Source organism: Pseudomonas sp. SYWMCR5 (assembly GCF_057197165.1).
In genome coordinates this window covers 489,097-513,723 of the sequence record NZ_JBXUNH010000002.1, presented here as the reverse complement: position 1 = coordinate 513,723, position 24,627 = coordinate 489,097, and the positions used below count along the sequence as shown (strand labels likewise).

The 24,627-nt window shown below is 56.2% G+C and carries 19 protein-coding genes and 2 pseudogenes; 11 read left to right on the top strand and 10 right to left on the bottom strand.

Annotated elements, in window-relative coordinates; genetic code table 11:
• The first annotated feature begins 60 nt into the window (after window positions 1-60).
• Window positions 61-474 (top strand): DUF2946 family protein, encoded by a 414-nt coding sequence (locus tag AC2CGW_RS08250; protein ID WP_484573838.1) that lies wholly within the window; start codon window positions 61-63, stop codon window positions 472-474.
• A 75-nt stretch (window positions 475-549) separates the two neighbouring features.
• Window positions 550-2,601 carry a TonB-dependent receptor gene (locus tag AC2CGW_RS08245; RefSeq protein WP_484573837.1) on the top strand — a complete coding sequence of 684 codons (2,052 nt, stop codon included), beginning with the start codon at window positions 550-552 and terminating at the stop codon, window positions 2,599-2,601.
• A 70-nt stretch (window positions 2,602-2,671) separates the two neighbouring features.
• Here AC2CGW_RS08245 and AC2CGW_RS08240 read toward each other — a convergent pair.
• The 5 genes and pseudogenes from AC2CGW_RS08240 to AC2CGW_RS08220 all read right to left on the bottom strand — a co-directional run.
• Window positions 2,672-2,767: pseudogene (locus AC2CGW_RS08240) on the bottom strand (copper homeostasis membrane protein CopD); the annotation flags it as partial.
• A gap of 35 nt (window positions 2,768-2,802) precedes the next feature.
• Window positions 2,803-3,087, bottom strand: coding sequence for a hypothetical protein (locus AC2CGW_RS08235; protein WP_484573836.1), 285 nt, complete (start codon window positions 3,085-3,087; stop codon window positions 2,803-2,805).
• 51 nt (window positions 3,088-3,138) lie between these two features.
• Window positions 3,139-3,474 (bottom strand): nitroreductase family protein, encoded by a 336-nt coding sequence (locus AC2CGW_RS08230; RefSeq protein ID WP_346655454.1) that lies wholly within the window; start codon window positions 3,472-3,474, stop codon window positions 3,139-3,141.
• On the bottom strand, window positions 3,447-3,698 hold the full coding sequence (locus tag AC2CGW_RS08225) for a nitroreductase family protein (protein WP_484573835.1): 252 nt from the start codon (window positions 3,696-3,698) through the stop codon (window positions 3,447-3,449). Before AC2CGW_RS08225 ends, AC2CGW_RS08230 begins: the two co-directional genes overlap by 28 nt.
• Before the next feature lie 49 nt (window positions 3,699-3,747).
• Window positions 3,748-3,894 (bottom strand): annotated as a pseudogene (locus AC2CGW_RS08220) (MBL fold metallo-hydrolase); the annotation flags it as partial.
• 147 nt (window positions 3,895-4,041) lie between these two features.
• On the opposite strand from AC2CGW_RS08220, the gene AC2CGW_RS08215 reads away from it, so the two are divergent.
• The 4 genes from AC2CGW_RS08215 (at window position 4,042) to AC2CGW_RS08200 (ending at window position 9,121) form a co-directional block, all read left to right on the top strand.
• A complete protein-coding gene (locus AC2CGW_RS08215; protein WP_484573834.1) occupies window positions 4,042-4,569 on the top strand; it encodes a (2Fe-2S)-binding protein in 528 nt (175 codons plus the stop codon).
• Entirely contained in the window at window positions 4,566-5,567 is a 1,002-nt protein-coding gene (locus AC2CGW_RS08210; protein ID WP_484573833.1) for an FAD binding domain-containing protein, read from the top strand. The genes AC2CGW_RS08215 and AC2CGW_RS08210 overlap by 4 nt, the downstream gene beginning before the upstream one ends.
• Window positions 5,564-7,762, top strand: a complete 2,199-nt coding sequence (locus AC2CGW_RS08205; protein ID WP_484573832.1) for a xanthine dehydrogenase family protein molybdopterin-binding subunit — start codon at window positions 5,564-5,566, stop codon at window positions 7,760-7,762. Before AC2CGW_RS08210 ends, AC2CGW_RS08205 begins: the two co-directional genes overlap by 4 nt.
• Before the next feature lie 375 nt (window positions 7,763-8,137).
• Entirely contained in the window at window positions 8,138-9,121 is a 984-nt protein-coding gene (locus AC2CGW_RS08200) for a fimbrial protein (protein ID WP_484573831.1), read from the top strand.
• Window positions 9,122-9,456: 335 nt separating this feature from the next.
• Here AC2CGW_RS08200 and AC2CGW_RS08195 read toward each other — a convergent pair whose 3' ends face one another.
• The 5 genes from AC2CGW_RS08195 to AC2CGW_RS08175 form a co-directional block, all read right to left on the bottom strand.
• Entirely contained in the window at window positions 9,457-10,524 is a 1,068-nt protein-coding gene (locus tag AC2CGW_RS08195; protein WP_484573830.1) for a fimbrial protein, read from the bottom strand.
• Window positions 10,525-10,538: 14 nt separating this feature from the next.
• Complete coding sequence (locus AC2CGW_RS08190) at window positions 10,539-13,046, bottom strand: fimbria/pilus outer membrane usher protein (protein WP_484573829.1); 2,508 nt, start codon at window positions 13,044-13,046, stop codon at window positions 10,539-10,541.
• 4 nt (window positions 13,047-13,050) lie between these two features.
• The gene (locus AC2CGW_RS08185; protein WP_426352086.1) at window positions 13,051-13,746 is read right to left on the bottom strand and encodes a fimbrial biogenesis chaperone; all 696 of its coding nucleotides are present in this window, start codon (window positions 13,744-13,746) and stop codon (window positions 13,051-13,053) included.
• A 52-nt stretch (window positions 13,747-13,798) separates the two neighbouring features.
• A complete protein-coding gene (locus tag AC2CGW_RS08180; protein WP_186664698.1) occupies window positions 13,799-14,401 on the bottom strand; it encodes a fimbrial protein in 603 nt (200 codons plus the stop codon).
• Between the two features lie 111 nt (window positions 14,402-14,512).
• On the bottom strand, window positions 14,513-15,382 hold the full coding sequence (locus AC2CGW_RS08175) for an EAL domain-containing protein (RefSeq protein ID WP_484573828.1): 870 nt from the start codon (window positions 15,380-15,382) through the stop codon (window positions 14,513-14,515).
• A gap of 354 nt (window positions 15,383-15,736) precedes the next feature.
• On the opposite strand from AC2CGW_RS08175, the gene AC2CGW_RS08170 reads away from it, so the two are divergent.
• The 5 genes from AC2CGW_RS08170 (at window position 15,737) to AC2CGW_RS08150 (ending at window position 24,604) form a co-directional block, all read left to right on the top strand.
• Window positions 15,737-16,351, top strand: a complete 615-nt coding sequence (locus AC2CGW_RS08170) for a response regulator transcription factor (protein WP_189657556.1) — start codon at window positions 15,737-15,739, stop codon at window positions 16,349-16,351.
• Window positions 16,352-16,480: 129 nt separating this feature from the next.
• Window positions 16,481-19,993: a transporter substrate-binding domain-containing protein gene (locus AC2CGW_RS08165; protein WP_484573827.1), complete on the top strand. Its 3,513-nt coding sequence runs from the start codon at window positions 16,481-16,483 to the stop codon at window positions 19,991-19,993.
• 69 nt (window positions 19,994-20,062) lie between these two features.
• Entirely contained in the window at window positions 20,063-20,530 is a 468-nt protein-coding gene (locus AC2CGW_RS08160) for a hypothetical protein (protein WP_186664693.1), read from the top strand.
• Window positions 20,531-20,772: 242 nt separating this feature from the next.
• Entirely contained in the window at window positions 20,773-21,387 is a 615-nt protein-coding gene (locus AC2CGW_RS08155; RefSeq protein WP_186664691.1) for a response regulator transcription factor, read from the top strand.
• A gap of 10 nt (window positions 21,388-21,397) precedes the next feature.
• Window positions 21,398-24,604: an ATP-binding protein gene (locus tag AC2CGW_RS08150; protein ID WP_484573826.1), complete on the top strand. Its 3,207-nt coding sequence runs from the start codon at window positions 21,398-21,400 to the stop codon at window positions 24,602-24,604.
• Window positions 24,605-24,627 lie beyond the last annotated feature (23 nt).

The following is a 24,627-nucleotide window of genomic DNA, read 5'->3' as shown; positions in this document are numbered from 1 at the left end:
GAACTTGTACAGCCCGCAACGGATGCGGCTTAATGCGCGCCACATTCGTTCGGGTGACTCATGCTTTCACGTGCACGTGCACGTGCACATCTTTGTCTGTTCGCCTGCTTCGCCGTGCTGTTCAACCTGCTGGCGATGCCGCTCGACCGTGCCTTGCAAACACCCCGTATCGACAGCCAATCGCTGATCCTCGGCAGCTTTTGCAGCCTGCACGGTGCACAGAGCCTGCCCAAGTCACTGCTGGCCCAGCTCAAGGCCGAGCTGCCGCAACTCGACGATCAGCCGGAAATGAAACACCAGGCTGGCGACTGCTGCTGTGGCCATGCCGGGCATGCCTTGCTGGCCAGCGACTACTATCGTCACCTGCTCCCCCGCTTCTGGCCCGATGCACTCCTGCTCGGTGACAGCCACAGGTTGCCACTGCCACGCGATCAGTGGCCAAAGCTCAACCCCCGAGCCTCTCCCCTGGCCTGACCCGTCGTTACTTGCCCATAGCTGCCCCGTGACCTGCGGTGCGCAGCCCTGCCCGACCGTCTCCAGGAAACACTCATGTCCGCATTCCGCTGCACCGCTCGCGCCGTCCTGCCCGTGCTCGCTTTCTATAGCCTCAGCCCATTGTCATTGGCAGTTGCCGAAACACTGCCCGCTGAAAACTCCACCCTCACCCTTGGCGCGGTCAACGTGACCAGTACCGAAAGCGGCCCGCTGGCCACCAGCAGCGTGCTCAGTTCGGTAGACATCCTGGGCGGCGATATCCTCGAAAAAATGCCGGTGACCTACAGTTGGGAACTGTTCAGCCGTGCACCCGGAGTGATGCTGACCGAGTTCAACCAGGGCACCACCTCGGGCAAACTGTCGTTTCGCGGCTTCAATGGCGAAGGCGAAGTGAACGCGGTCAAGTTGCTGATCGATGGTATCCCCAGCAACACCAACGACGGCAACATGCCCTTCATCGACTCGGTGTTCCCGATGGACATCGACAGCATTGAGGTAGTGCGCGGCACCAGCGACCCCCGCTACGGCCTGAACAACATCGCCGGCAACGTCAATATCAACACCCGTACCGGCGGTAACTACAACAAGGCGCGCGTGCGCTACGGCAGTTTCAACACCCGCGAGGTGCAACTGGCCAAGGGCATCGAGACCAGCAACTGGACGCAGAACTATTTCTTCGGCCGCCAGCAGGTCGACAGCTATCGTGACCATGCCGACACCGAGCGCTACAGCTTCGGCGGCAAGTGGTTCTACACCCCTGACGATGGCAGCTACCGCCTTGGCCTGATCGCCCGCCACTACGAGTCCGAAGCCCAGGAGGCCGGCTACCTGACCGAAGACGATGCCCGCCATCATCCGCGCATGAGCAACGCCTACAACGCCACGGACAAAGGCACGCGGCGCATGAACCAGGTCAGCGTGCACTTCGACACGGACCTGGCCGACAACTTGTCCTGGTCGGCCAAGACCTACCTCAACACCTACGACGACCGTCGCTGGACCCAGTACTGGCGCACCAGCTCACAGCAGGAGCGCGACACCTACGAAGACCAGTACGGCGCCATCACCTCGCTGACCTGGCGACCCCAGGTGGACTGGCTGCACGCTTTTGCGCTGGAAGGTGGCAGCGATGTGCAAAAGCAACAGAACCGCAGCGAGCGCTATCGCGCCGTGGAGCGTGTACGCCAGGCACAGACACGCGATCAGGACTTCGACTTCAACACGGTCGGTGCCTACGTGCAGGCGGAGATCGAGCCATTCGAATCGTTGAAGATCGTACCGGCGTACCGGGTGGACAAGATCAGTGGTGACTTCACCAACAAGATGACCGGGCAAGACTATGACATCAACGACTACGGGCTGATCAAGCAGCCCAAGCTCAGCGTGGTCTACTCGCCGTGGCGCTTCGCCAGTGTCTACGCCAACTGGGGCCGCACCTTCCAGGTCGGTACCGGTGCAGCGGCCTACAAGGTGCCACCGCGTAATGAAGACCTGGCCCCGTCGATCAACGAAGGCTGGGAGACCGGCATCAAATTCACCCCGGCCAGTTGGGTCGATGGCCGCGTAGCCTACTGGCGCCAGGATGCCAGCGGTGAAGTCAGCCGTCGCCTCAACGACCCTAGCGGCGAGTCGGACAACGTCGGCGAAACACGGCGCTGGGGCTACGACCTGCAGGTCAACCTGCACCCAAGCGAACGCACCGAGATGTGGATGTCGTACTCCTGGCAATACTCGAAGATTCTTCAGCCCAGCAGCACGCTGCCTGACAGCAAAGGCAAGGAGATCGACCACGTGCCGCACCACCTGTGGAACACCGGCATCAGCTATCAGGCCACCCCTGCCCTGCAACTGAGCGCCTGGGCGAACGGCCAGACCAACTACTACCTGGAGCGTGAGAACACCCAGAGCACCTACGGCGGCTACGTGCTGATGAACCTGGGCGCGACCTACAAGCTCAGCGAAACCATGAGCGTAGACCTGCAACTGAAGAACCTGACCAACCGCTACTACGAGTACGTCTGGTACGACCCCGATGGCGCCGATGCCTCGCTGCATTCACCGGGTGACGGTCGGGCCCTGTATGCCGGGATGACCTTCGATTTCTAAAGGGGATCTGCGTTCTGCCTGGTGAGTGGCCTGTTACGCCAAAACGCTAGCGTTCTGGCGATCACTTGCATCAGTTGAGCGGGGTGGGAGGGCGTGTACCCAGCAGTGAGACCGCTGCGACTGCCGCCACCCCACAAAACCATTCAACCAGAATGCTGGTGCGCAGTACGTGGATAAAGCTCCATGCACGGCCGGCACCACTTACCTAACGTCCACTTGCAGCCCGGATTTCAAGCGGACACTGGCGCGCACGGGCCCCTTGCTCAGTGCTTCTGCGATGTCTGGGAAGCGCAAGAACTGCGCGATGATATCCGCGCCGGCCTCGGCTTCGATGAGTATGTCGATATCGCCTACCGTATCGCGCAGGCGACGTATGCTTCCTGCGGTTGTCGCCTGCGCACCCCCTGGAATTTGCCGCACATAGCCAAGCACAAGGTTGGCGACGGGTTCAATAATCCCCAGTGGAAAGCGTTCAGGGAGGGTCATGGTGCGACCTCGCTCGCGCGGTGAGCCTGCAGATACAAGGTCCACGGCGCGTCAACCGATCCAGTGAATCTCCGGCGCCTTGCGCTGCACATCAGCTGCCACTGAGCAGGGATAACCTACAATCACCGGCGCGACAGGGGCGCATTCATCGGGCAAGTGCAAAGCCTGCCTGCCAGCCGGCGTGGCGAGATAACGCTGCGCCAGCCCTATCCAGCAACTGCCCAGGACCTCGGCATGCGCCGCGAGCATCAGGTTCTGCGCGGCCAGCGCGCACTCTTCAACGGCCCAGTCACTGGCCGTCTTCGCAGCGATCACGATGAGCGCAGGAGCGTGGTAGAAGATCTGAAAGCGCTCATCATTCAACATCGCTTGCAAAGATTCAGGCAACTGATCGCCACAGTGCTTTGCCAGGTACGCTTTCGCATCGGACGATACCCCTGCTCCAGAAGTGCCTGGTCGCGTACCACGGTGAACACCCAAGGTTGCTGGTTCATCGCGCTCGGTGCCTGTGCCGCGGCTTCGATCAGGCGGACGATCAGATGCTGCTCGACAGGCTCGGCGGTGAACGCACGGGTCGAGCGACGCTCGTGAATCGCCTCATAGATATTCATGGCTCAGCCTCGAAAGTATTCATCCGGACCGTAGCCCGCCTTTGAGCTCCGGAATATCCGGGATCAGCCGGTCACGCTTGAGCTTGTAGAGGTAATACATCAGCAGTTGGGCGCGCCCCACTGCGAATGAGGGAACCAGAATGATGCCATGACGCAGGAGAGTCTGGTTGATGGCTTGGGCCAGAGACTGCTCGGTCAGATCAATGCGCCCTGCCCTTCAACGTGCCGCCCCTGCCACCTCACATCAAGCTTTCGGCGAGCCGACTGAACGTTTATTCAGCCGCCCCGGTCGCACAACAAAGACGCAGCACACTGCGCGTACCCTGACCGTGAGGACCTCACCATGAGCGCGATCTCTTCCAATGGGGCTGAAACGCACCCCATCTGTCTGACCCTCAATGGTCAGCCCCGAACACTGCAGGTGCATCCTTGGGTCACCTTGCTCGACCTGCTTCGTGAGCAGTTGGACCTGGTGGGCACCAAGAAGGGTTGCGACCATGGCCAGTGCGGCGCCTGCACGGTGCTGCGCGATGGCAAGCGCGTCAATGCCTGCCTGACCTTGGCCATCATGTGCGACGGGGCCGACCTGGTGACCATCGAAGGGCTGGCCAGCGGCGACGTTTTGCACCCCATGCAGCGCGCCTTCATCACCCACGATGCATTCCAGTGCGGTTACTGCACCCCGGGGCAGATCTGCTCGGCAGTCGGGTTGGCTCACGAGGGCCGTGCCGACAACCGAGAGGCCATTCGCGAGCAGATGAGCGGCAATCTTTGCCGCTGTGGTGCCTATGGCAACATCGTCGCGGCGGTGGAAGAAGCCCTGCCGTTGATGAGGGATGGGATCGAGCCACAACGAGGGCAGAATCCATGACACCCTTCAGCTACCACAAGCCCAACTCGGTCAGCGAAGCGGTAAACCTGGCTGACGCCTGCTCGCACTTCATCGCTGGTGGTACCAACCTCGTCGACCTGATGAAGGAAAACGTGGTTCGCCCCAAGCGCCTGATCGACATCTCCGGACTCGGGCTGAACGATATCCACCCTACTCCCCGCGGCGGCGTGCTGATCGGTGCGCGGGTGAGCAATGCCGACCTGGCCTGGCACCCGATGATCGAGCAGCATTATCCACTGCTGTCCGACGCGATCCTGGCTGGGGCATCGCCGCAGTTGAGAAATATGGCCAGTACCGGTGGCAACTTGCTGCAACGTACCCGCTGCTACTACTTCTACGACACCGGCACCGCCTGCAACAAGCGCGAACCGGGCAGTGGATGCCCTGCGCGCACAGGCATGAACCGCATCCATGCCATTCTCGGCGCCAGCGATGCCTGTGTCGCGACCCATCCCTCGGACATGTGCGTCGCATTGGCCGCGCTCGAAGCCGTGGTGCACGTACAGGGGCCGTCCGGTGAGCGGCAGATACCCTTCGCGGATTTCCATCGCCTGCCCCAGGACACCCCCGAGCGCGACAATCAACTGGCATTCGATGAACTGGTGACAGGCATCGAGCTGCCGCCCCCAATGTTCGAACACCATTACCGTTACCTGAAAATACGCGACCGCGCCTCCTACGCGTTCGCGCTGGTATCAGTCGCTGCAGCCTTGAGCTTCGATGGCGAAGTGATCCGCCAGGGGCGCCTGGCGTTGGGCGGCGTTGCCCACAAGCCCTGGCGGGACCTGGCTGTCGAGCGCATGTTGGTCGGCCAGGTGCCTTCTGAAGCACTCTTTACCCGCGCTGCGCAAACGTTGCTGCAAGGTGCACAACCTCTGCGCCACAACGGTTTCAAGGTGACGCTCGCTCAGCGAGCAATCGTGCGCGCATTGGATGACGCGGCGCGCGGTGCCGCTGACGGAGGAGCACGACCATGATCAAAAGCACACCAGTAGTCGGCACGCCCCTGGACCGGGTGGAGGGTGTGGCGAAGGTCACCGGGCAGGCCCGCTATGCGGGCGAATATCCCGAGGCGGGCCTGCTACACGGCAGCGTCGTGTCCAGTACCATCGCCCGCGGTCGGGTAGTCGATATCGACAGCACACTGGCTTTGCGCGTACCCGGGGTAATCGCCGTGCTCGACCATGGCCATCGTCCGCATATATCGAGTTATGACGACGACTATAGCGATGCCAACTCTGCCGAGGGCTCGCCGTTTCGGCCCTTGTTCAATGATCGAGTGCTCTATAGCGGGCAACCGGTAGCGCTGGTGGTCGCTCAAACCCTCGAACTGGCCCGGTATGCCGGCTCGCTGCTCAAGATCGAGTATGCCGAGGAGGCTCACCAGACAGACCTGGGCGCATGCCAGCAGTCGCATCCAGCGCCCGCCAAAACACCGGCGCCACGTGGCGACTTCGCCGGGCAGTTTGCCGGTGCGCCGGTGCAGGTGGATGCGACCTACCTGACGGCCAACGAGCACCACAACCCGATGGAGCCCCATGCGTCGACCGTGCACTACAAGGCCGACGGCACGCTGGAAATCCACGACAAGACCCAAGGCACGCAGAACTGCCAGGACTACCTGCACAAGGTGTTCGGCCTGCCCAAGGCCGATATTCGTGTACGCGCGGCGTTCGTCGGCGGAGCCTTTGGCTCGGGCTTGCGCCCGCAGTACCAGTTGCCGCTGGCAGTGATGGCGGCGTTGCACCTGAAGCGCTCGGTGCGCGTGACCCTGACCCGTCAGCAGATGTTCACCTTTGGCTACCGGCCCCGCACCGAGCAACGCTTGCGCCTGGGGGCAGACGCAAACGGGCGCTTGCTGGCAATCGCTCACGATGCGCTTGGCCAGACCTCCCGCTTCGAGGACTTCACCGAGCACTTGGTGGAATGGAGCGGCATGCTCTACCAATGCGACAACGTCGCGCTCAGCTATCGCTTGGCCTCGCTCGATGTGTACACCCCGCTGGACATGCGGGCACCTGGGGCCGGGTCCGGGATGATTGCGCTGGAATGCGCCATGGATGAGCTCGCTTGTACTGCGAAGATCGACCCGGTAGAGCTGCGCCGGCGTAATTTCGCCGCTAACAATGGCAACGAGGGCAAGCCCTACTCCAGCAAGGAATTGCTGGCCTGCTACCAGCAAGGCGCCGAGCGTTTTGGCTGGCATGAGCGCACCCCCCAACCGCGCAGCATGCGCAATGGCAACCAATTGATCGGCTGGGGCATGGCCGGTGGCGTCTGGGAAGCCATGCAGATGAAGGCCAGCGCCAAGGCGCGCATCGATGCCAAGGGCCACCTCACCGTCAGCAGTGCCACCACCGATATCGGGACCGGCACCTATACTGTCATGACACAGATCGCAGCCGACGCTGCCGGCACCAGGGTGGAGGATGTCACCTTCGTGCTGGGTGACTCTTCACTGCCCACCGCACCGCTTCAGGGCGGATCGTTCACGGTGTCGTCGGTGGGCTCGGCCGTGCGCCAGGCCTGTCAGGTACTGCGTGCCAAGGTGCTGGAGCATGCACGCAAAATGCACCCGCAAGTGGCCAACACACCCCGGGAGCAGTTCGTTTTCGCCGATGGCTACCTGCACGCGGACAGCCATCGCATGGCCATGGCGGACATCGTCGCCAGCGCCCCCGACGGTGAGTTTGAAGTGCAGATCGAGGCAGAGCCCGGCGCCAGGCGCCAACCGTTCTCCACCGCCACCCATTCGGCAGTATTCGTGGAAGTCCACGTCGACGAGGACCTTGGCACAATCAAGGTGGTACGTGTGGTCAGCGCCGTGGCGGCTGGGCGTGTGGTCAACCCGAAAACCGCGCGCAGTCAGATCCTCGGAGGCGTGGTGTGGGGGGTGGGCATGGCTCTGCATGAAGCAGCGCTGACCGACCATCGGTTAGGCCGCATCGTCAATCACAACCTGGCGGAGTACCACATTCCGGTGAACGCAGACATCGAGGATATCGATGTGATCTTCGTTGAAGAGCACGACGAGATTGTCAATGAGCTCGGGTCCAAGGGCGTGGGCGAAATTGGCGTCGTCGGGGTGGCCGCTGCGGTGGCCAACGCGGTCTACCATGCCACGGGCAAGCGTGTGAGGGAGTTTCCAATCACGCTCGATAAAGTGCTCTGATCGGGTGGGGCCAGGTCCCCATCCGCCTTGCGCTGTCGGCAGCGTGCCCGGACCTTGTCGGCGAACACCCGCAAGCTTCAGGTGTTATAGGACCACCTCAGCGGCCACATGAGGGGGTGGTTCTACGGATAGCCGAATCAAGGTAATAGGCAAACACCACAATTGCATTCAAGACCCTCCTCCTCATCACTCAAGATTTTTCTTGTTCCCGTCTCCAACCCTTATTCCTAGAATTTGGTGTCGTGTGCTGGTCTTCGGCATCAAAAAAGAAGGCTGGCTGAAAGTGAAGTGGGCTGCCGGTATCTGCTTGCGTCTTATCGACTCCCCCCAGATGAACATGGCCTGCGGTCTGCAGGCTGATCAAGGAGTGAACAGTTGAAGTTTGCGCCACATATCATTTTGACGCTTTTATCCATTGTAGCCAGCGGTACCGCTAACGCAGATAACACGGCCGGTTGCTGGTGGTCGCCACAACCGACAGACCAAAAAAAGGTGTACTTTAGTTTAGCCATGACGCCTAAAACGCTGAATCTGGCCCCCATCGGCCAACGCATGAATTATCAGGCATTCTCCTTGGCATCCGTGAACAGGTTCATTGACTTCAAATGTCCGACAAAAATAAACCCCATTCACTACAGTTATAAAGTGGATGCTCCTTTGGAGGACGGATACGACGATGTCTATCGAACCAATTTATCCGGCGTTGGAATTCGGCTTGTAGATTTTCGATTGAACAGAGCTCTACCTTTTGAAAATAGTTATCAGAATGCTCCAAGAATGATCGGGCGGCTACCAGAGCCTCTGCATGTAGAACTCATACGTACAGCCCGTGGCATCGAGAAAGGCAATCTCAACGTAAACTTCAAGGTACACGCGCAGGTTGAAGACTGGGATGCCGCAGAAATAGAAATTATTGGGCAGGTGGAGCTGACCTCCAGTAACTATTTCTCAGGATGCACGGGTGAAAAACGTCAAGACATCCCACTTGGCAGAGTAGCTATTGCACTTCTCGAAGAACAGACACCACGCACTGTTGGCTTGAGCGTACTGTGCACGGGCCTTCTTCCGGGATCGAATTTACCCGTTAAAGTATATTTTGAAGGTAGTAACGAAGGCTCCGGCATGCTCAACTTGACCCCCGGAGGAGCAGAGGGCATTGGTGTCGCCCTCACGACCCCCACGGGCGTAAAGCTTCCGTTTAGTAAATGGGCCGGGTTAGCGATGCAATGGGTAAAAAGTGAAGAAGATGGCGAGCGCTATACGTTCGAGTTCCAGGCGAAATATACGCGTAAAGGCAGCGCCAAGATTAAACCCGGCAGAGCCGATGCGGTACTGAATTACGTCCTCGATTATAACTGACCGGGTAATGATGCCAGGTCGGTCAGCGATTGTTCGACCTGCCCCTGTGCGATGCTGAGTGCCATCTGCGAAAGGCACAAACGCCACGGCGTCTCAATGCCTTCGACAACCAGATTAGCCAGTACCTGACGGGTTACTACAACTGGATCCGACCTCATCAACTCAGCGATGGACTGGCTGAGGCGAAAGCTGAAAAAATGCGTTCGATATGAGTTGACCACCGCCCTTCAATAACGAGCCGATAGGACCATCCTCCCCGACCTGTTTAGACGTGCGCGGCTGCTCTCGCTTACCAGAGTGTTGGACGCTCTGAGAGCATGGCAAGGCCTGCTTGCCTAGGGATAAATAATATTGACGATTGCGGATGCCTTGAGCGGACCAATCGACACTTTGTTCGGTGCGAAAGGGAAGTAGAACGCCCCCATTGAGGCGGTAAAGCGATCAGGCGTATAGCTACCGGGGGATAAGCTATGTATCGAAGTACCCCTTCCACGTATAATTGACGACCTTGAGAATATCACCGGTGTGGAGGGGTTGTCAGCAGTAACAAGCATGATTCCGACGCCTTGCGCTGCGCCGGGCCGTTGATCGATGAGATAAGTGTCTTGGGTGCCCAGATCATTGCTGGAAAGGAAGATGTCGACAGCGCGGTCCGCAACCCCATTGCCATGAAGGTTTGCGCAGCTAAAATTCAAGTTGAATGGCGTATAGCCAGCCCGCGGAACAGCAGTCACACTTGAAATGCTCACATCTGGAAGAGTGACGGTGAGCCCTGGGTTGTCCAGTTTGCAAGTAGTAGAGGTGGGCGTGTAGATCAACTCCAAGTTTTGAGTGAACATATTTCTTTTCCAATCGGGGGCCCCGGCCACCAGATAGTATGCCGAGCTGAAAATTGAACCAAGCCATTCAAGCCAACTCATGCCGGAGTCATCGAAGACATTTACGAAATTTTTGAGTAGCGCCACGCTACTTTGAAATTTTGTCTCGTCAGGTCCAGACCCATTTTCTAGGGTAAAGCGCATTGTAATGGGTGTGTTCACCTCGGCGCCTTGATGTGAGCCCGATTTCATGGGTATGGATTCCGGCATCGAGATGATTTCCACACGGATCCAATAGGTGCCATTCTGAAACCCGATCAATACCCCGCCAGATTTTTTAAGAGCAGATTGGTACTTCAGATTTTCACCCCCAGAACATTTAAACGATCGACTCGGAAAATTGGTATAGACCGTCGTTATCCACGTGGGAGAAATATCCTTTTTCACGCGCTCCGAAAGATCCAGCACAATATTGGGCCCTCGGGATGTGATGTCGTCATAGCACGTTGCATTGGCGGCACAGTTGAAAATAAGGCTCAATAGCAAAATAGCAAAACACAACTTATTTTTTGACCAAGCAGACATTAGCACATCTCCACTCATCGACACGAAACGGACGCGCGAGTTGCGAGTGCATCCGGCAGGTTCATCGCGCAGGCACTGTCATGCATGCGTACTGTTAATCGCGAAGGGCGTTCTTCGTAATTTATAAATACCGTGCTGGCCTGGCCTACATAACCGATCGAGTTCCCAGCCTGGTCCAGCACCTCGGCGCCGAAGGGCAATGGGGAGCCATTATCATGTACAGCACGGAAGTTAAGCGCCTGGCGCACGTCAGTTTTGAACGTGACCTTCGCCACTGCGTCAGCGAAGGGCACGCTGTGCGCAACGTTGCCGATGACCCGCCCGCCCGAGGTATTCTCGCCTTCGGACAGCACGATCGAATTTGAGCGGTACGGGCTTGCGTAAGGTACAAGCGCGAAACCATCTTCATCGGTGACGACACTGGTATCACCATTGACAACCAAACCCTTTGCCTTCGGCGCCTCGACAACAATCATCGTGTTGCCTATTTCATTGGAGGCCAGAATCTTTCCTGGAATCATGACCACGGTACCGCGTGCGTCCAGACCAAACTGACGGTAATCGGATGCTTCACCGAGTGTCGCTCCGATCGTGGCGTTCTTGGCACGGTAGGAACTACCCACACTGACCGCACGGTTCTCAGGGTCATGGCTCGCAGCTACGCTGTAACTCAGTCGTTGAGATTGCAAAGCACTCCCGCTGACGCTTGTATTACTTTGTGAATAACGTGAGTCGGTAAATGAAACATTGCTGGCGATCGTGGCACGATTGGAAAACATTTCGAATGGAATGGTAAAGCCAATAGACGATCGTGTCTGGTCACGCCCATGTGAATCACGCACCTTGTTGACAGACACGTTGACGGATACTTGGCTGAATGATTTTGAAAACCCAAACTGATACTCCCGGCTCTTTCTATCGGAGCCCCAGTAGTCCCGTTGCACTCCCGAAAAATATACAGATCCCCATTCGCCGGGAAGCCGTTGGCTGACGTTGAGGCTGAGGTTATTACGAGGTCGTGCGCCTGTCAGCGAATCCCAGGTCTTCATGTCGATGACAGCAGCTTCCTCGCTCTGATGTATGTCAAAGCGTTCCTGGTGTTTTTTCCGAGCCTTGCTGAAATTGTTTTCTGTTGCATAAATCGCATCATCAAACGTATAGAAATCCGCGCTTGAGTAACGGAAAGCGCCCAGCGTGAAATTGGTATCCGTGGCATCGAGCAGTTTGCTGTAGGTGATTCGAATACTCTGGCCGGTGAAATCTTGCTGTTTGAGCTTCGTCCGCGCATGCGTCACATCCAGCGAGAGTGCTCCCACCGGTAAATTAAAAGCGCCGCCGACCAAGTAGGCTTGATATTCGCTGCTGACAGTGCTGCCGAGATAGCCCGTTGCGAGGTTGTCAAGACCGCGTTGCCAGGTGGCCTGAAAAAAATCAGGGGTATAGTTCGTATTGGCTTGTACCGCAGAGCCCAACGTCAACGCGTATTTACTGACACCGGCTTTCAGCATGCTAGGCACAGACGAAAAGGGTATTGTGAATGAGGTGATCTCTCCAGTGGCCTCTTGAACAATGGCGGTCAGATCCCCCGCCGAACCGGTATGTGGCAAGGCATCGATCACGAAGGGACCAGGCGGCACGTTTTCCTGATAGATAATGCTGCCGTTCTGCTTCACGATCACCAGTGCATTGGTTCTGGCAGTGCCTCGGACAACGGGAGAAAATGCCTGCATCGATTGGGGGAGCATGTTGATGTCCGAAGACAAGGTGACCCCTTTGGTTTTGACAGAGTCAAATAAGTCTCCGCCAGAATAAAATTCGCCCATTTTTACCACCGACTTCAGCGGCGCAATATTTTTCTGCGCGTAGCGAAGGTTGGACTGATACTGCACCTGCTCGGCGGACCGTTTACGCACCGAGCCAAATTCTCTAATCTGCCAACCACCGATATTCACGCCAACATTCAGGCCCGAATAGATGTTATTGGTCACGGCCTTGGTACGTTGTGTTTGCAACCGGTTATAGACCGCATTGTAGCTGACCAGCAATGCTGGCAGACCTGGGTCCCAGAATTTCGGGTCAATGTAGCTTTCATCAGCACGTCGCACATAGGCTTGAGGGACACTCACGCGCAGACTTTGTGCACTGACATCCAATACAAAGGTTGCACCCTCTGAAATTTGGTTGATCGGAATCCAATCACTAACGCCAACGACGGGTGATGCCAGAGACGTATCCAATCCCAAATCCGAGATTGCCGTAGAGGTGATTTTCACATCCTCACGGGCAGTGCCCAGCAGGACCTTGAAGCGCCCCTTCCATAGTTCATTTACATAAACATCCAATGTATGCTGGCCAGCAGGCAATTCCACATCGTTCAAGAATCGAGAAAGATCTGATTCTTTCGACCTGCCCGCCAGAAGCGAGGTGTCAAAAAACTCCGCGCGCACCTCATGCATCATGATTGAAGAACCCAGCAACACACTGAAAAAAACAGCGGCCTTTGTTTTTTTTGTGTGGGCCATCAAGTTACCGCAACGTGACCACTTCATCTCGGTACGCACCCAGGTCGTCAACATAAGTCAATACATATTGAGCGCCCGGCACAGGTTTATGCTCACCCGGTATATCCAACGAAGCATGAGGTGCAATCATACTTGCACCCGCAAGTTCGACACTCGAGTCTTTGACCGCAATGCGTACAATTGTCAGGTGATAAGCGCTGTCATTGAAAATAGACACACCCGCACCGTGCGCCACTGCCCTGATATTTTTAGTGCTGAAGTCAGGGCTGGATTTCAAGGCATCCGGACGATAGAAGAGCTTGACACGCGTTCTCAGCGCAAGTTGCAATGTATTTTGCTCCTTCAGGTGATCCGGAAGTGCAGGTATCTCCAACACATTCAGATAGAAAATACTTTCGCGATCGCTGGGCAACGCTGCGTCCGTTTTTTCAATCCTGAGTTGTTGCCCGCCATGACCAAGCACTTTGACGATCGGCGGGGATAATAGAAAAGGCACGTGCGCTGTTTCAGGCGTAGAGTTGACATCTCCGTCGTCAATCCAGGCCTGAACCAAGGAGGCGTCTGGCCCTGTGCTGGTCAACTGTACGGATACGAAACCCTTGCGTTCGTGGTAAATAATTCGCGTACCATTCAAGATTATGTTTGCCTGGGCATAGGCCGAGCCCAGGACTAAACACACGCCTATGAGCAACTTATACATTATGTGCCTCAAACCAGGCCTGCGGTCGCGGCCTGGATCTTCGAAGGGCGTATCAGAGATACGAGATGGTGTAAATCAAGCTGGAGCTTACGACCCCTACCCTCGCCGCTGCAGTATTTGTTTTGTAGTAGTAAGCGTCGAACACCAAGGTGTCTGATTCGGGAGACTTCTTTGCGCCAGTAATCCCGGTGTTGAACGGCGTGTTCAATTGCAGCGGCGTCTGCGCTCCAGGCAAACTCAGGGAGAAACCAACGTTTTTCGCTACCGCCGCGTCGCTTTCGTTCACCGAGGTATTCACCAGGTACTTACCATCGGTTGAGATATTGTCCGCTGACGAAAAATACATGATCAGCGGCGTAGTCGGCGCCGCGGGGGTCGTTGCACTACTGCTGGCCGCATTACACCCTGAGAACGTCATAGAGAACGACTTTTTGTTCTTCGCGATCGGACCCACCGTCGTCCCCGCGTCTGCGACTGTGATCGGCGCAAGTGCGACAGTAAAGTCGGCGCTCTTGCCACCATTGATCGTGCAGGTTGTGTCGGTGATCATACCGCTAAAAGAGATTACACCACCTGACACATTGGTGGCTGCTACGGACTGGGCACATACAATAGCGGCGGACACGGCCGCGAGTGTTTTGAGGTAAAATTTCATAAGTTTTCCAATGTTATTTAAAAGCTTCAATGATTCATGTTCGCGGCACGATGATCCCGACGTTTCACATTGACTAACGGGGCGCCACAGAAGCCTGTCTGCTCCCCTAATTCAGAACACGCGAGACCCTACATTAGGGACGGCTCTACCGAACCTACCGCAGTACTCAACGAACATCTCAGAAGGCATTGGGCGGGCAAAGAAGTACCCTTGTGCATAATGCACTCCGATCTGCATCAAATGCTGGCATTGTGCAGCTGTTTCGACGCCCTCGACGACCATTGACATACCCAGCTTTTCCGTAAGTTCAAGTACACAGGAAATAATCGCCTCAGCCTGAAAATCGTCCTGAATCCTTTGGATAAATGCCCGATCGAGTTTCACCTCGGTAAACGGCAATACGATCAGCCTTTCCAGCGTTGAGTACCCTGAGCCAAAATCGTCCAATGACAATCCACATCCTGCGCGCCTCAAATGCCGTGCATTTTCGTAGGCAGCGGAACTGCTGGGGAGCGTCGCAGACTCCAAGATTTCAAACACGATGCTGTTATGAACGACACGACACCTGTCTATTTCTGCAATCAACCTCCCTACCAAGTCATTATTTGCCAGTTGCACCGGATGTAAATTGAAGGAAAGGGGCACCAAAGCCTCTGTGTGCTCCAACCGCTTCTGGAGTGACAGCCCCTGCTCGAACAACGTCCAGAACAGAGAATCGACCAGCCCATGCCGCACCATCACGGGGATGAATTCCCCGGCTGCAAGAACACCCCTGACAGGATGGTTCCAGCGGGCCAGCAGCTCACCGCCCACGACCTGACGATCAAGCAGATGGATCTTGGGCTGTATGAATGCCTTAAATTCCTGCGACTCCAAGCCTCGCTTGATATCAGCGACGAGAGGTAGCTCCAACTCCGTAGAGTCTGATGCAGCCCTGACTCCCAGATCGCTTCTGCCGAATGTTGGGAATTGATGTTCCACAGTATTTCAAATCCCTATAGGAGAGGAGTGAGAGGGGCGCTCAAATCGTTATGGCGGCACTGTAAGCAGGAAAGGCCGGTGCATCTGTAGGAAATTTCCCAAGCGGCGCGAGATGAAAAACGAGTCGGCTTCTTCCGTTTCATGCCGCTCGCGCTGCTGATAAGCCTGCTGGAGCGTAGGCACGCCCTGCGAACGAGCTTGACCGCGCAGCACGAGAATGAACCGGCATACCGTAAGAAATTTCCTACATTTATGTAGCTCAGATCTGACCTATGCTTGGCGTGCTCGTGGCGAGAGCCTGACGCTCTCCGTGGCTTGGTGGCTTGGCAGTGCAGAGGAATAGATGTGAAAGCGATGATTGTGGACGATCACCCTGTTATTCGTGTGGGCGTACGTATGCTCTTGCAGGAAGAGAAATTCGATATAGTCGCTGAAACCGGGGATGGGGCTGAGGCGGTGCAGATGGTGCGCGAGCATGCCCCTCAGCTATTGGTGCTGGACATCGCAATGCCAATGTTAGATGGCTTGGAGGTCCTGACGCGTATAGGCACCTATGGACTGACCACCAAGGTATTGATCTTCACGTCGCAGGAGCCAAGCTTTTTTGCTCGTCGGTGCATGCAGGCCGGCGCCGCCGGTTATGTGTGTAAAACTGGCGATTTTGCGGAACTGCGTAGAGCGGTCAGGGCCATCATGAGTGGCTATCCGTTCTTCCCCGAGCTGCCGACAAGTTCTGTGTGTCGGACGGACACCGAGAAATCCGAACGGTTGATGATCGAGAATCTTTCAAACCGGGAGCTCGCTATTTTACAGCAGCTGGCGCGTGGCTTCAGCAATAAGGAAATCGGTGACGCCATGCTGTTGAGCAACAAGACGGTCAGCACCTATAAAACTCGGCTTGCCGAAAAGCTCGAAGTACGGTCAGTCGTTTACCTTGCTGATTTCGCCAAACGAAATAACTTAATTTAAATGAAGTATCGAACCGCCCTACTGTGCGTCTTGGCGCTGTGGAACTTGGCATGGCATTCATTTGCCGCAAACGACGCCGTCGAGTCGTTACCGCTGAATGGTCAATCGCACATGGTACCCCTTAGACACTTGGACACCGTTGTCAACAAGGCGTGGTTACAGAAAAATAAAACCCTCCGGTTTGGTACCTCCCTGGCGGGAGCTCCGCCTCTAGAGATAAGAACATTAAAGGGTGAGTACGGTGGTATCACGGCCGATTATCTTGAGCTGATCGCCGACGCACTAGGTGTGGAAGTTCGCGTGCAACGATATGTTGATGAAGCGGCGGCTCAGACGGCACTACTTAACGGTGAAGTCGACATGTTGGGGCCTGCGGGACGGCAACGAGAGCCTACAGCGTCCTTTATTGAATCGTCTTCTTACTGGGTGGATCCCAATGTGATCGTGACACGACAGAAAACCATCCCGCCCCTCAGCGCTTCACAACGGACGCTTCATTTGTCTTCCGTCGCGTCATCGACTATGCAGGCCGCCCAGCAAAAGGCATACCCCAACGCGAAAATTATAAGTTATCCCAGCCCACTGGAAGCGATTGCGGCTGTCAAATTCGAGTTGGTGGATGGCTTTGTGGGTAGCGCACTGGATGCCGCGCACGTGATCAACACCAATTTTTTTTCTGGTCTGTATTTGAGCCCGATCGAAGGCGTCTCGAGTACAACACACTTCAGGTTTCGTCGAACCGATCCACATCTGCAGCGCGCTGTTAACCTGGTGTTATCGGCTGTCAACCAAGAGAAACAAGCAGGCATCATACAGCGCTGGACCGGTGCTTCGATCACCTATTCCCCGCCCTCTGAGCTGAATTTGACTCCCGCACAGCGGCGCTGGATTACTGAAAGTTCCCCCGTGAAAATTGGTCTAGTCACCGACTACCCGCCCATCTCCTTTCACGATCGAAACTATGCCTATCGAGGTATCGCTGCCGATGTGTTCGAATACATAAGCGAGGTCACCGGGTTACATTTTACCATCGTAGAGTGCGCATCGGGAAAAGAGGTCAGAACTAAGCTCGCCAAGGGCGAGGTCGATATCGTACTCAATTTATCCGGTATTCGATCCGATATTGGAATCCTGTACACCCGCGCGTTTCTTTCAACCCCGAGAGTTCTGATTTCACGAGCATCGGATACATCGATCACCCAGATTTCTGATCTGGCTGGGCGTCGCGTTGCTTTTAACACTAATAATCTTGAATTCCTGGATTATCTGAGAAAAAAATACCCGGACGTCATACCGGTAGCCTCCGACGATATCTATACCTCTCTTCAGTTACTCAGAGCACAGCAGGTGGATGCCAGTATCGGAAATTTTGCAACGGCCAAGTATGCGCTTGCCAAAGAGCAGAGGAACGATTTTCGCATCGTCAATGTTGTGGATGGCAAATATTCTCACTTCGCGCTGGGGACACGCCCTGAAAGCAAGGTTCTCTATTCCATTCTTGATGCTGCGATTGCATCACTTACTCCGGAACGACTGAGGGCATTGACCAGTCGATGGGGCGGTGATGTGGCTATCGATAGAACCGAGCTGGTCGCTGCGCGCAGTATCTACGTCCGCTGGATAGTGTCGGCTGTTCTTCTTCTCGCGGTCGCCATTGCCTGGATCCTGTACCTTCGGCGACTGATCAACCAGCGCGCCATCGCTGAAAAAGCGCTGCGGTCTCAAATGAAGTTCATGGAGACGCTGATCAATAGTCTCCCGCACTCTATCTATGTCAGGGATCGATCTGCACGTCTGCTTACCTGCAATCAACGTTACCTGGCTGAAACAGGGCAATCATCGAGCGATGTCACGGGTACGCTCCTGACCGACTATTCGTTCATACCGCCGGAGTACGCCAGCGCCTTTCAGAATCGATACCTGCATGTGATGGCGGAAGGCGAACACTATTCGGAGGACATGAAAATGTACCTCCCGGGGGGGCGCTCGATTACCGCGTTCCATTGGATTGTGCCCTACCAGGATGATGATGGCGTGATCAAGGGGGTTATTGGTGGATGGATCGATGTCACAGAGCGTGAAGCGTTACTTTTGAAACTCATCGAAGCCAAGCACGAGGCCGATAGTGCCAGCCAAGCTAAAACGAAATTTGTGGCGACTGTGAGCCATGAGATCAGGACACCGATGAATGCGGTCGTCGGCATGTTGGAACTTGCCATGATCAAAGCCCGGCAAGGAGTGCTTGATCGACTGGCGATCGAGGTCGCCTACGATTCCTCGAAGAGCCTGGTAGGTATCATCGGGAATACATTGGACATCATACGCGTCGAGTCGGGCCATCTGACGCTCGCACCTGAGCGCGTGGTGCTGAAGGATCTGATCATTTCGACCACGCGCGTTTTTGACGGCCTCGCTCGGCAGAAAGGTCTCAGTGTGGAGGTCAAGGTGGATACGTTGGCCGAATGCGAGGTGTTTATAGATCCCTTGCGATTCAAACAGATCCTTTCCAATTTGTTGAGCAATGCGATCAAGTTCACTGCACAGGGCGGTGTCACCGTCGAGGCCAATGCGCATCGGTGGAGCACCAGTCAATTGTCATTGAGCGTCTATGTTCGTGATACCGGCGTAGGTATCGCGGCCGAAGATATACCAAAGCTGTTTACACCTTTTAGCCAGGTCGGTGCTGATAGCGCGTCACTTTCAGCGGGCTCAGGATTGGGGTTGAATATCAGCAAGGCACTGTGTTCGATGATGGGGGGCAGCTTGAATCTTCGAAGTGTTTTTGGACAAGGTACGGAGGTTGAACTTACGCTGAATGTGGAAGCTGCACCTTCCGAAGTACGTAATGCGATCAGCATCCTAGAGATGCCTATGAGTCGCGAACTGAAGATCCTTGTCGTGGATGATCATCCGGCCAATCGCTTGTTGCTCACCCAACAACTCATCTACCTAGGCCATCAGGTAGCCGATGAAGTTGATGGTGTCAGTGGTTTTCGTGCCTGGAGCACGGGCGGTTACGACGTCGTGTTCACAGACTGCAATATGCCCATCCTGAACGGCTACGACCTGGCCAAAAAAATCCGTCACGTGGAGAAAGCATCAAACAGCCCCCCTTGCCTGATCCTAGGGTTTACCGCAAATGCGCAGGCGCGCGAAGTGGAGATGTGCAAGGCAGCAGGAATGGATGACTGTCTGTTCAAACCAGTCAGCCTGGATGACTTGGCAAAACGCCTACAACACCTGGCAACGCCGTTCGATGCACGCGACTCAGAGCACGATTTTCCGCAAGATCAGACAAGCTTTGACATTACCAACCTGACGCAACTCGCCAGTCACGATGCCGGTCTCATGAATAAGTTACTGCATGACATCATCAGCGAGAGCGAGGAAGACTTACGACATATTCTCAGGTTGTTCGCCTTGGACGACCATATCGGCTTATATGACTTGGCCCATCGCGTGAAGGGTGTAGCACGAATCATAATGGCCAAGCGCGTGATCACCGCCTGTGATCAATTGCAAGTTGCTTGTTCAGGACCTGACAATACAGCGTTTGCGAAAGTCGTCGATGAACTGTATCAGTCCGTCGAGGCGCTTCTCAGTGATCTGAATGACTTCCTCCAGGCCTCGACGAATTCGTGAATTCCAGACTACCGACTGCTTGACCCCGTCAGCACCTGTCCACCCTATTTATTTCATTCGGAGAATGGCATGCCCGTTGCGCGGATCATCGTGTTCAATCCTTATCATATCCATCGTTTGTTGTTGGAACGCCTGCTTAACGGACTTGGGCAGTTTCAGGTGTTGCCGGTGGGCTCGTTTGACGAGCTTTATTCGGTGGCAGGTAACGATAAAATGCATTTTGACTTACTGATCATGAGCGAGATGGATTTTCAGCAGTCCGACATTCCCACGTGCGGTTTCGGTAACTTATTGCCGGGTGTACGCCATGCCATGATTTACGGCGTTGCAGACTCGATGGTGCAGATAGAGCAGTCGTGTGGCACTGTAGAAAGCGCCTACCTCGCCCGCGTCCCGCAGATCAGTATGGTCGAGCAGTTTCTGAAGGAGCGCTTCTCGGCCTTGGCTACAGTTGATCTGCTCAAGGATGCCGAAGCCCCAACGCTTCATAGCACCGCCGAAGATAAAGATCAGCCACCGCCCAAATTAACGGGGTAGAAGGTCATGCATGTTCTGGCGACACGAGAGCTCTACAGACGCACATCGGCAAATAGTGACTACGCCTCGCACGCAGGCATCTGTGCCAGGCACAAGAAACGTCTTGTCTGGCGCGTGAAAAACTCTCGAAAATCCGTTGCCGCGATAAATGAGTCATGAGTCGGGGGCATCGTGAGATAAGATTGTGTCGAAGCACCGCCCTGCTGTAATCGGACCGTCAACGCGCATAACCCGGTGATGATATGAGTAAAAAAGTCCTGATCGTCGATGATCACCCATTGATTTGCCAAGCCATCCGCCAAGCGCTCGAGCCCATTGGCTTCGAGGCAGTGGGCGAGACCGCCGACGGTGTCGACGCCTTGCGAATGATTGAGTCGCTCAAACCCGACATTGTCATATTGGATATCGGGTTGGAGAAGGTCGATGGCCTGAGCGTGCTCAAACGCATCAGGAGAGAAAAGCTCGATGTCCGGGTACTTGTGTACACCTCCCAGGCCAAAGAAAGCTACGCTGCCCGCTGCCTGCATGCAGGAGCAAGTGGATTCGTGAGCAAGAACGAGGCGACTGGCAAGCTGGTTCAAGCGGTGGAAACAATCGCCGACGGCTACATATTTTTCCCCAAAGCCGCCATGCCATTGCTTGGCAGCACTCCCGCGACAACCCTCGACGATCTCACTGACAGAGAGATGCAGGTGCTCAGGATGCTGGCTGAGGGAATGTCCAATGGCGAGATCGCAGTCCGTCTTAGCGTGAGCAACAAAACGGTCAGTGGCCACAAGGTCAGTATTCAAAGCAAGCTCGGCGTGGCTTCCGTGGTTGAGCTGGCCGAAATCGCCCGCCAACACGCCATTATCTGACTACCTTTCTGTGAAACGACATCTGCGCCGTCTAGACTCTGTTCTGCTGGTACTGCTCTTGGTCCATGCTTCTGGCAACCTGGCGCAGGCTCAGGACCTGCAGCCCGTTGGCCGTCAATCGCTCAATGAACTGAAGGTGCAGCTATCCGCACCTGAGCGACGGTGGCTTGCACAGAAGCGGGTACTGGTCGTGGGGGTTACCGAAGAACCGCTGCCGCCGTATCGCATCTTTACAGAAAATCACCAGTTCGAAGGGCTGATGGCCGACTATCTCGCGACCCTGCAGCGGCGATTGGGCGTTACCATTCGGCTGCGCACCTTTGCCACCCGGGACGCTATGTATGACGCGTTGCGCGACGGGCGCATCGATATGGTCAACAACGTTAGTCGCCTGATGGCCAAAAGTCAGCAGTTCAACCTCAGTGCCCCTTACATACTGACTGAACTGGCGCTGTTTTCCGAAGCGGGTGACTTGCGTGAATACAGCAGCCGTGATGGGAAGACACGCATTGCATTCTCCAACCCCATGGTTCTTGCGCTATTCAAAAGTACCGGAGGTACCGGCCGTTTCCAGCACTACGCCTCCGAGTTCCAGGCAATGGCATCCGTCATGACCGGGGAAAACGATGTGTTTCTCGGCGACACCCTCGCCACGCATTACCTGTCCAGCCAACTGTTCAGCAGCCAGTTGGTGATCAACCAGAGCGCAACGCTGCCCGATATCGAAGTAGGTTTCGGCATCCGACCGGGCGATGATGTATTGAAGGGGATACTGGATCGTGCGCTGGGCGGCTTGACCCGCTGCCAGATCATCAATGCCCAGCACTTCTGGGGTGACATCGAAGACTGCAACCCCACCGATTTCCGTAATCGCCTCACCAGCGCCGAGCGTGCCTGGCTGGAGCGAGCTTCCACGGTAAAACTGGCAGTCAGTGAAGACCTGGCGCCCTACGCTTTCTTCAACAGCCGTGGCCGTTTCAATGGCGTAGCGTCCGATGTGCTCGACATCATTCGGCGCAAGGCCGGGATCCACTTCGAGATCCAACGTGTCAGCTCCATCCGCGAGGCCAATGAATTACTCAGCCAAGGGCGGATGACCCTGAGCATTCTTCCCGAGACACCGCCATCCTCCCTCCCCTACCTGCATACCCGGCCACTGACGTCTGCGCCCTACCTGTTCGTCCAGCGTCAGGATGAAACCCGCGATGCATCCGATCAAAACACCCATGCAGTGGTGGCGGTTGCAGACGGTTACATCGACCGAAGAATGCTCGGAAACCAGTATCCGAACCTGGTGTTCAAACAGACCGAGACCATGGGCGAAGCCTTCAAACTGGTCCGCGAAGGCGATGCCGACATGGTGTTGGCGCCCGCCAATGTGGCGCGGTACTACCTGTCCTACAAATACGAAAACAGCTTGAAGATCGGTGGCGTCTTCGCCGGACCCGGCGTACGCATCGTATTCGCAGCACCGCAGGATCAGGCGGTGTTCATATCAATCCTCGACAAAGCGATGCTGGGCATTTCACCACGCGAGAATCTGCAGATCATTGGTCGTTGGCGAGCCAACTCGGCAACCGACGACAGGTACTGGGAAGGTATCGCCTCATATATCCGGCACTCCTTCGAGGCGCTGGGGTTGATGCTGATTATCGCGGGCGCGCTGATATTCGCGCAACGCCGGCGTATTCGTCGCAAACGCCTGGACCTGCAGCAGCGCCAGCGCTTGCTGGATGAGTTGCAGGACGCCAAGGAGTCTGCAGACCGCGCCAGCCGCGCAAAGACGGTGTTCCTGGCGACCATGAGCCACGAGATCCGTACGCCGCTCAACGCCATCCTCGGCATGCTGGAACTGGTGCTGACCCGCAAGGGCGATGCCGAACTCAACGATCAATCGCTACACATTGCCTACGAATCGGCAACCGGCCTGCTGGCGTTGATCGGCGACATTCTCGACATCTCGCGCATCGAGTCGGGCAAGCTGGTTTTAACCCCCGAGCCCATGTGCATGAAGACATTGCTGGAGTCAGTGGGCAATGTATTTTCCGGGCTCGCTCGGCAGAAGCATCTGCGCCTTTGCATGCACATCGATCCGTTAGCGGCGCAGCAGGTATGGGGCGATGCGCTGAAGATCAAGCAGATCGTGTCCAACCTGTTAAGCAATGCCATCAAGTTTACCGATCGCGGCAGTGTCGAACTTACCTGTTCGGTACAAGCCGTCGATCATTTCAAATTGCGCTTCGAGGTCAGTGTTACCGACAGCGGAGTGGGTATTCCTGCCGCGCAGCTGGACTTGGTGTTCAAGCCGTTCTACCTGGTAGAGGGTGTGATCGGTGATGCCAACTCCGGTGCTGGCCTGGGCTTGGCGATCAGCCATTCACTGTGCGAGCTCATGCAGGGCAAGCTGCAAGCGCGAAGCGAAATGGGCAAAGGTACCACGATGCGGTTTTCCCTCGAGCTCGACCGGGTGATCGTCGATACCGCGACGTTGCCGGGTACGAGCGAGATTTCCGTTCGCCAGGCAGATGAGCTGTTCACCGTACTGATTGTCGAGGATCACCTGCCTAGCCAGTACCTGCTGGTTCAGCAGATCAGCTACCTGGGCCATCGCCCGCTCACCGCGAGTAACGGCCTCGAAGGGCTGGCAGTGTGGAGCGAACAGGATATCGACATCGTCATCACCGACTGCAACATGCCGGAAATGGACGGTATCGAATTGACCCGCGCGATTCGTCGGCTGGAGCAAGGTCGGGGGCTGAAGCCCTGCCGCATCATAGGGCTCACCGCGGATGCACAACCGGCTGTGCAGCGGGCCTGTGGCGATGCCGGCATGGACCGGGTACTGGCCAAACCCACCAACCTGGCTGCGCTCAACCAGTTGATTCCCATGTTTGGTGATAGTCAATCACAGGCGAGCGAGCGCCCCTCGTGGAAGAGCGACATCCGCGCCCGGTTGGCCGAACAGGTCACCTTGAGTAACCAGCATGAGGCCGATGCGTTGCGCCAGGCACTGGCAGCGCAAGACTTGCCAGCCACACGGCGCATCGCCCACAAGCTCAAGGGTACTGCCTATCTACTTAATCATCAGGCGCTGCTGGAACATTGCGTAGAGCTGGAGGAACAGGCTGCGCAGGGGCTGGCCGACAATGTTGCGCAAACCGGGCTAGCCTTGCTCGCATGCCTGGATGGCATCAATAGCACCCTCGCGCAACCATGACTGTGAACGCCCCCATGCGCTGA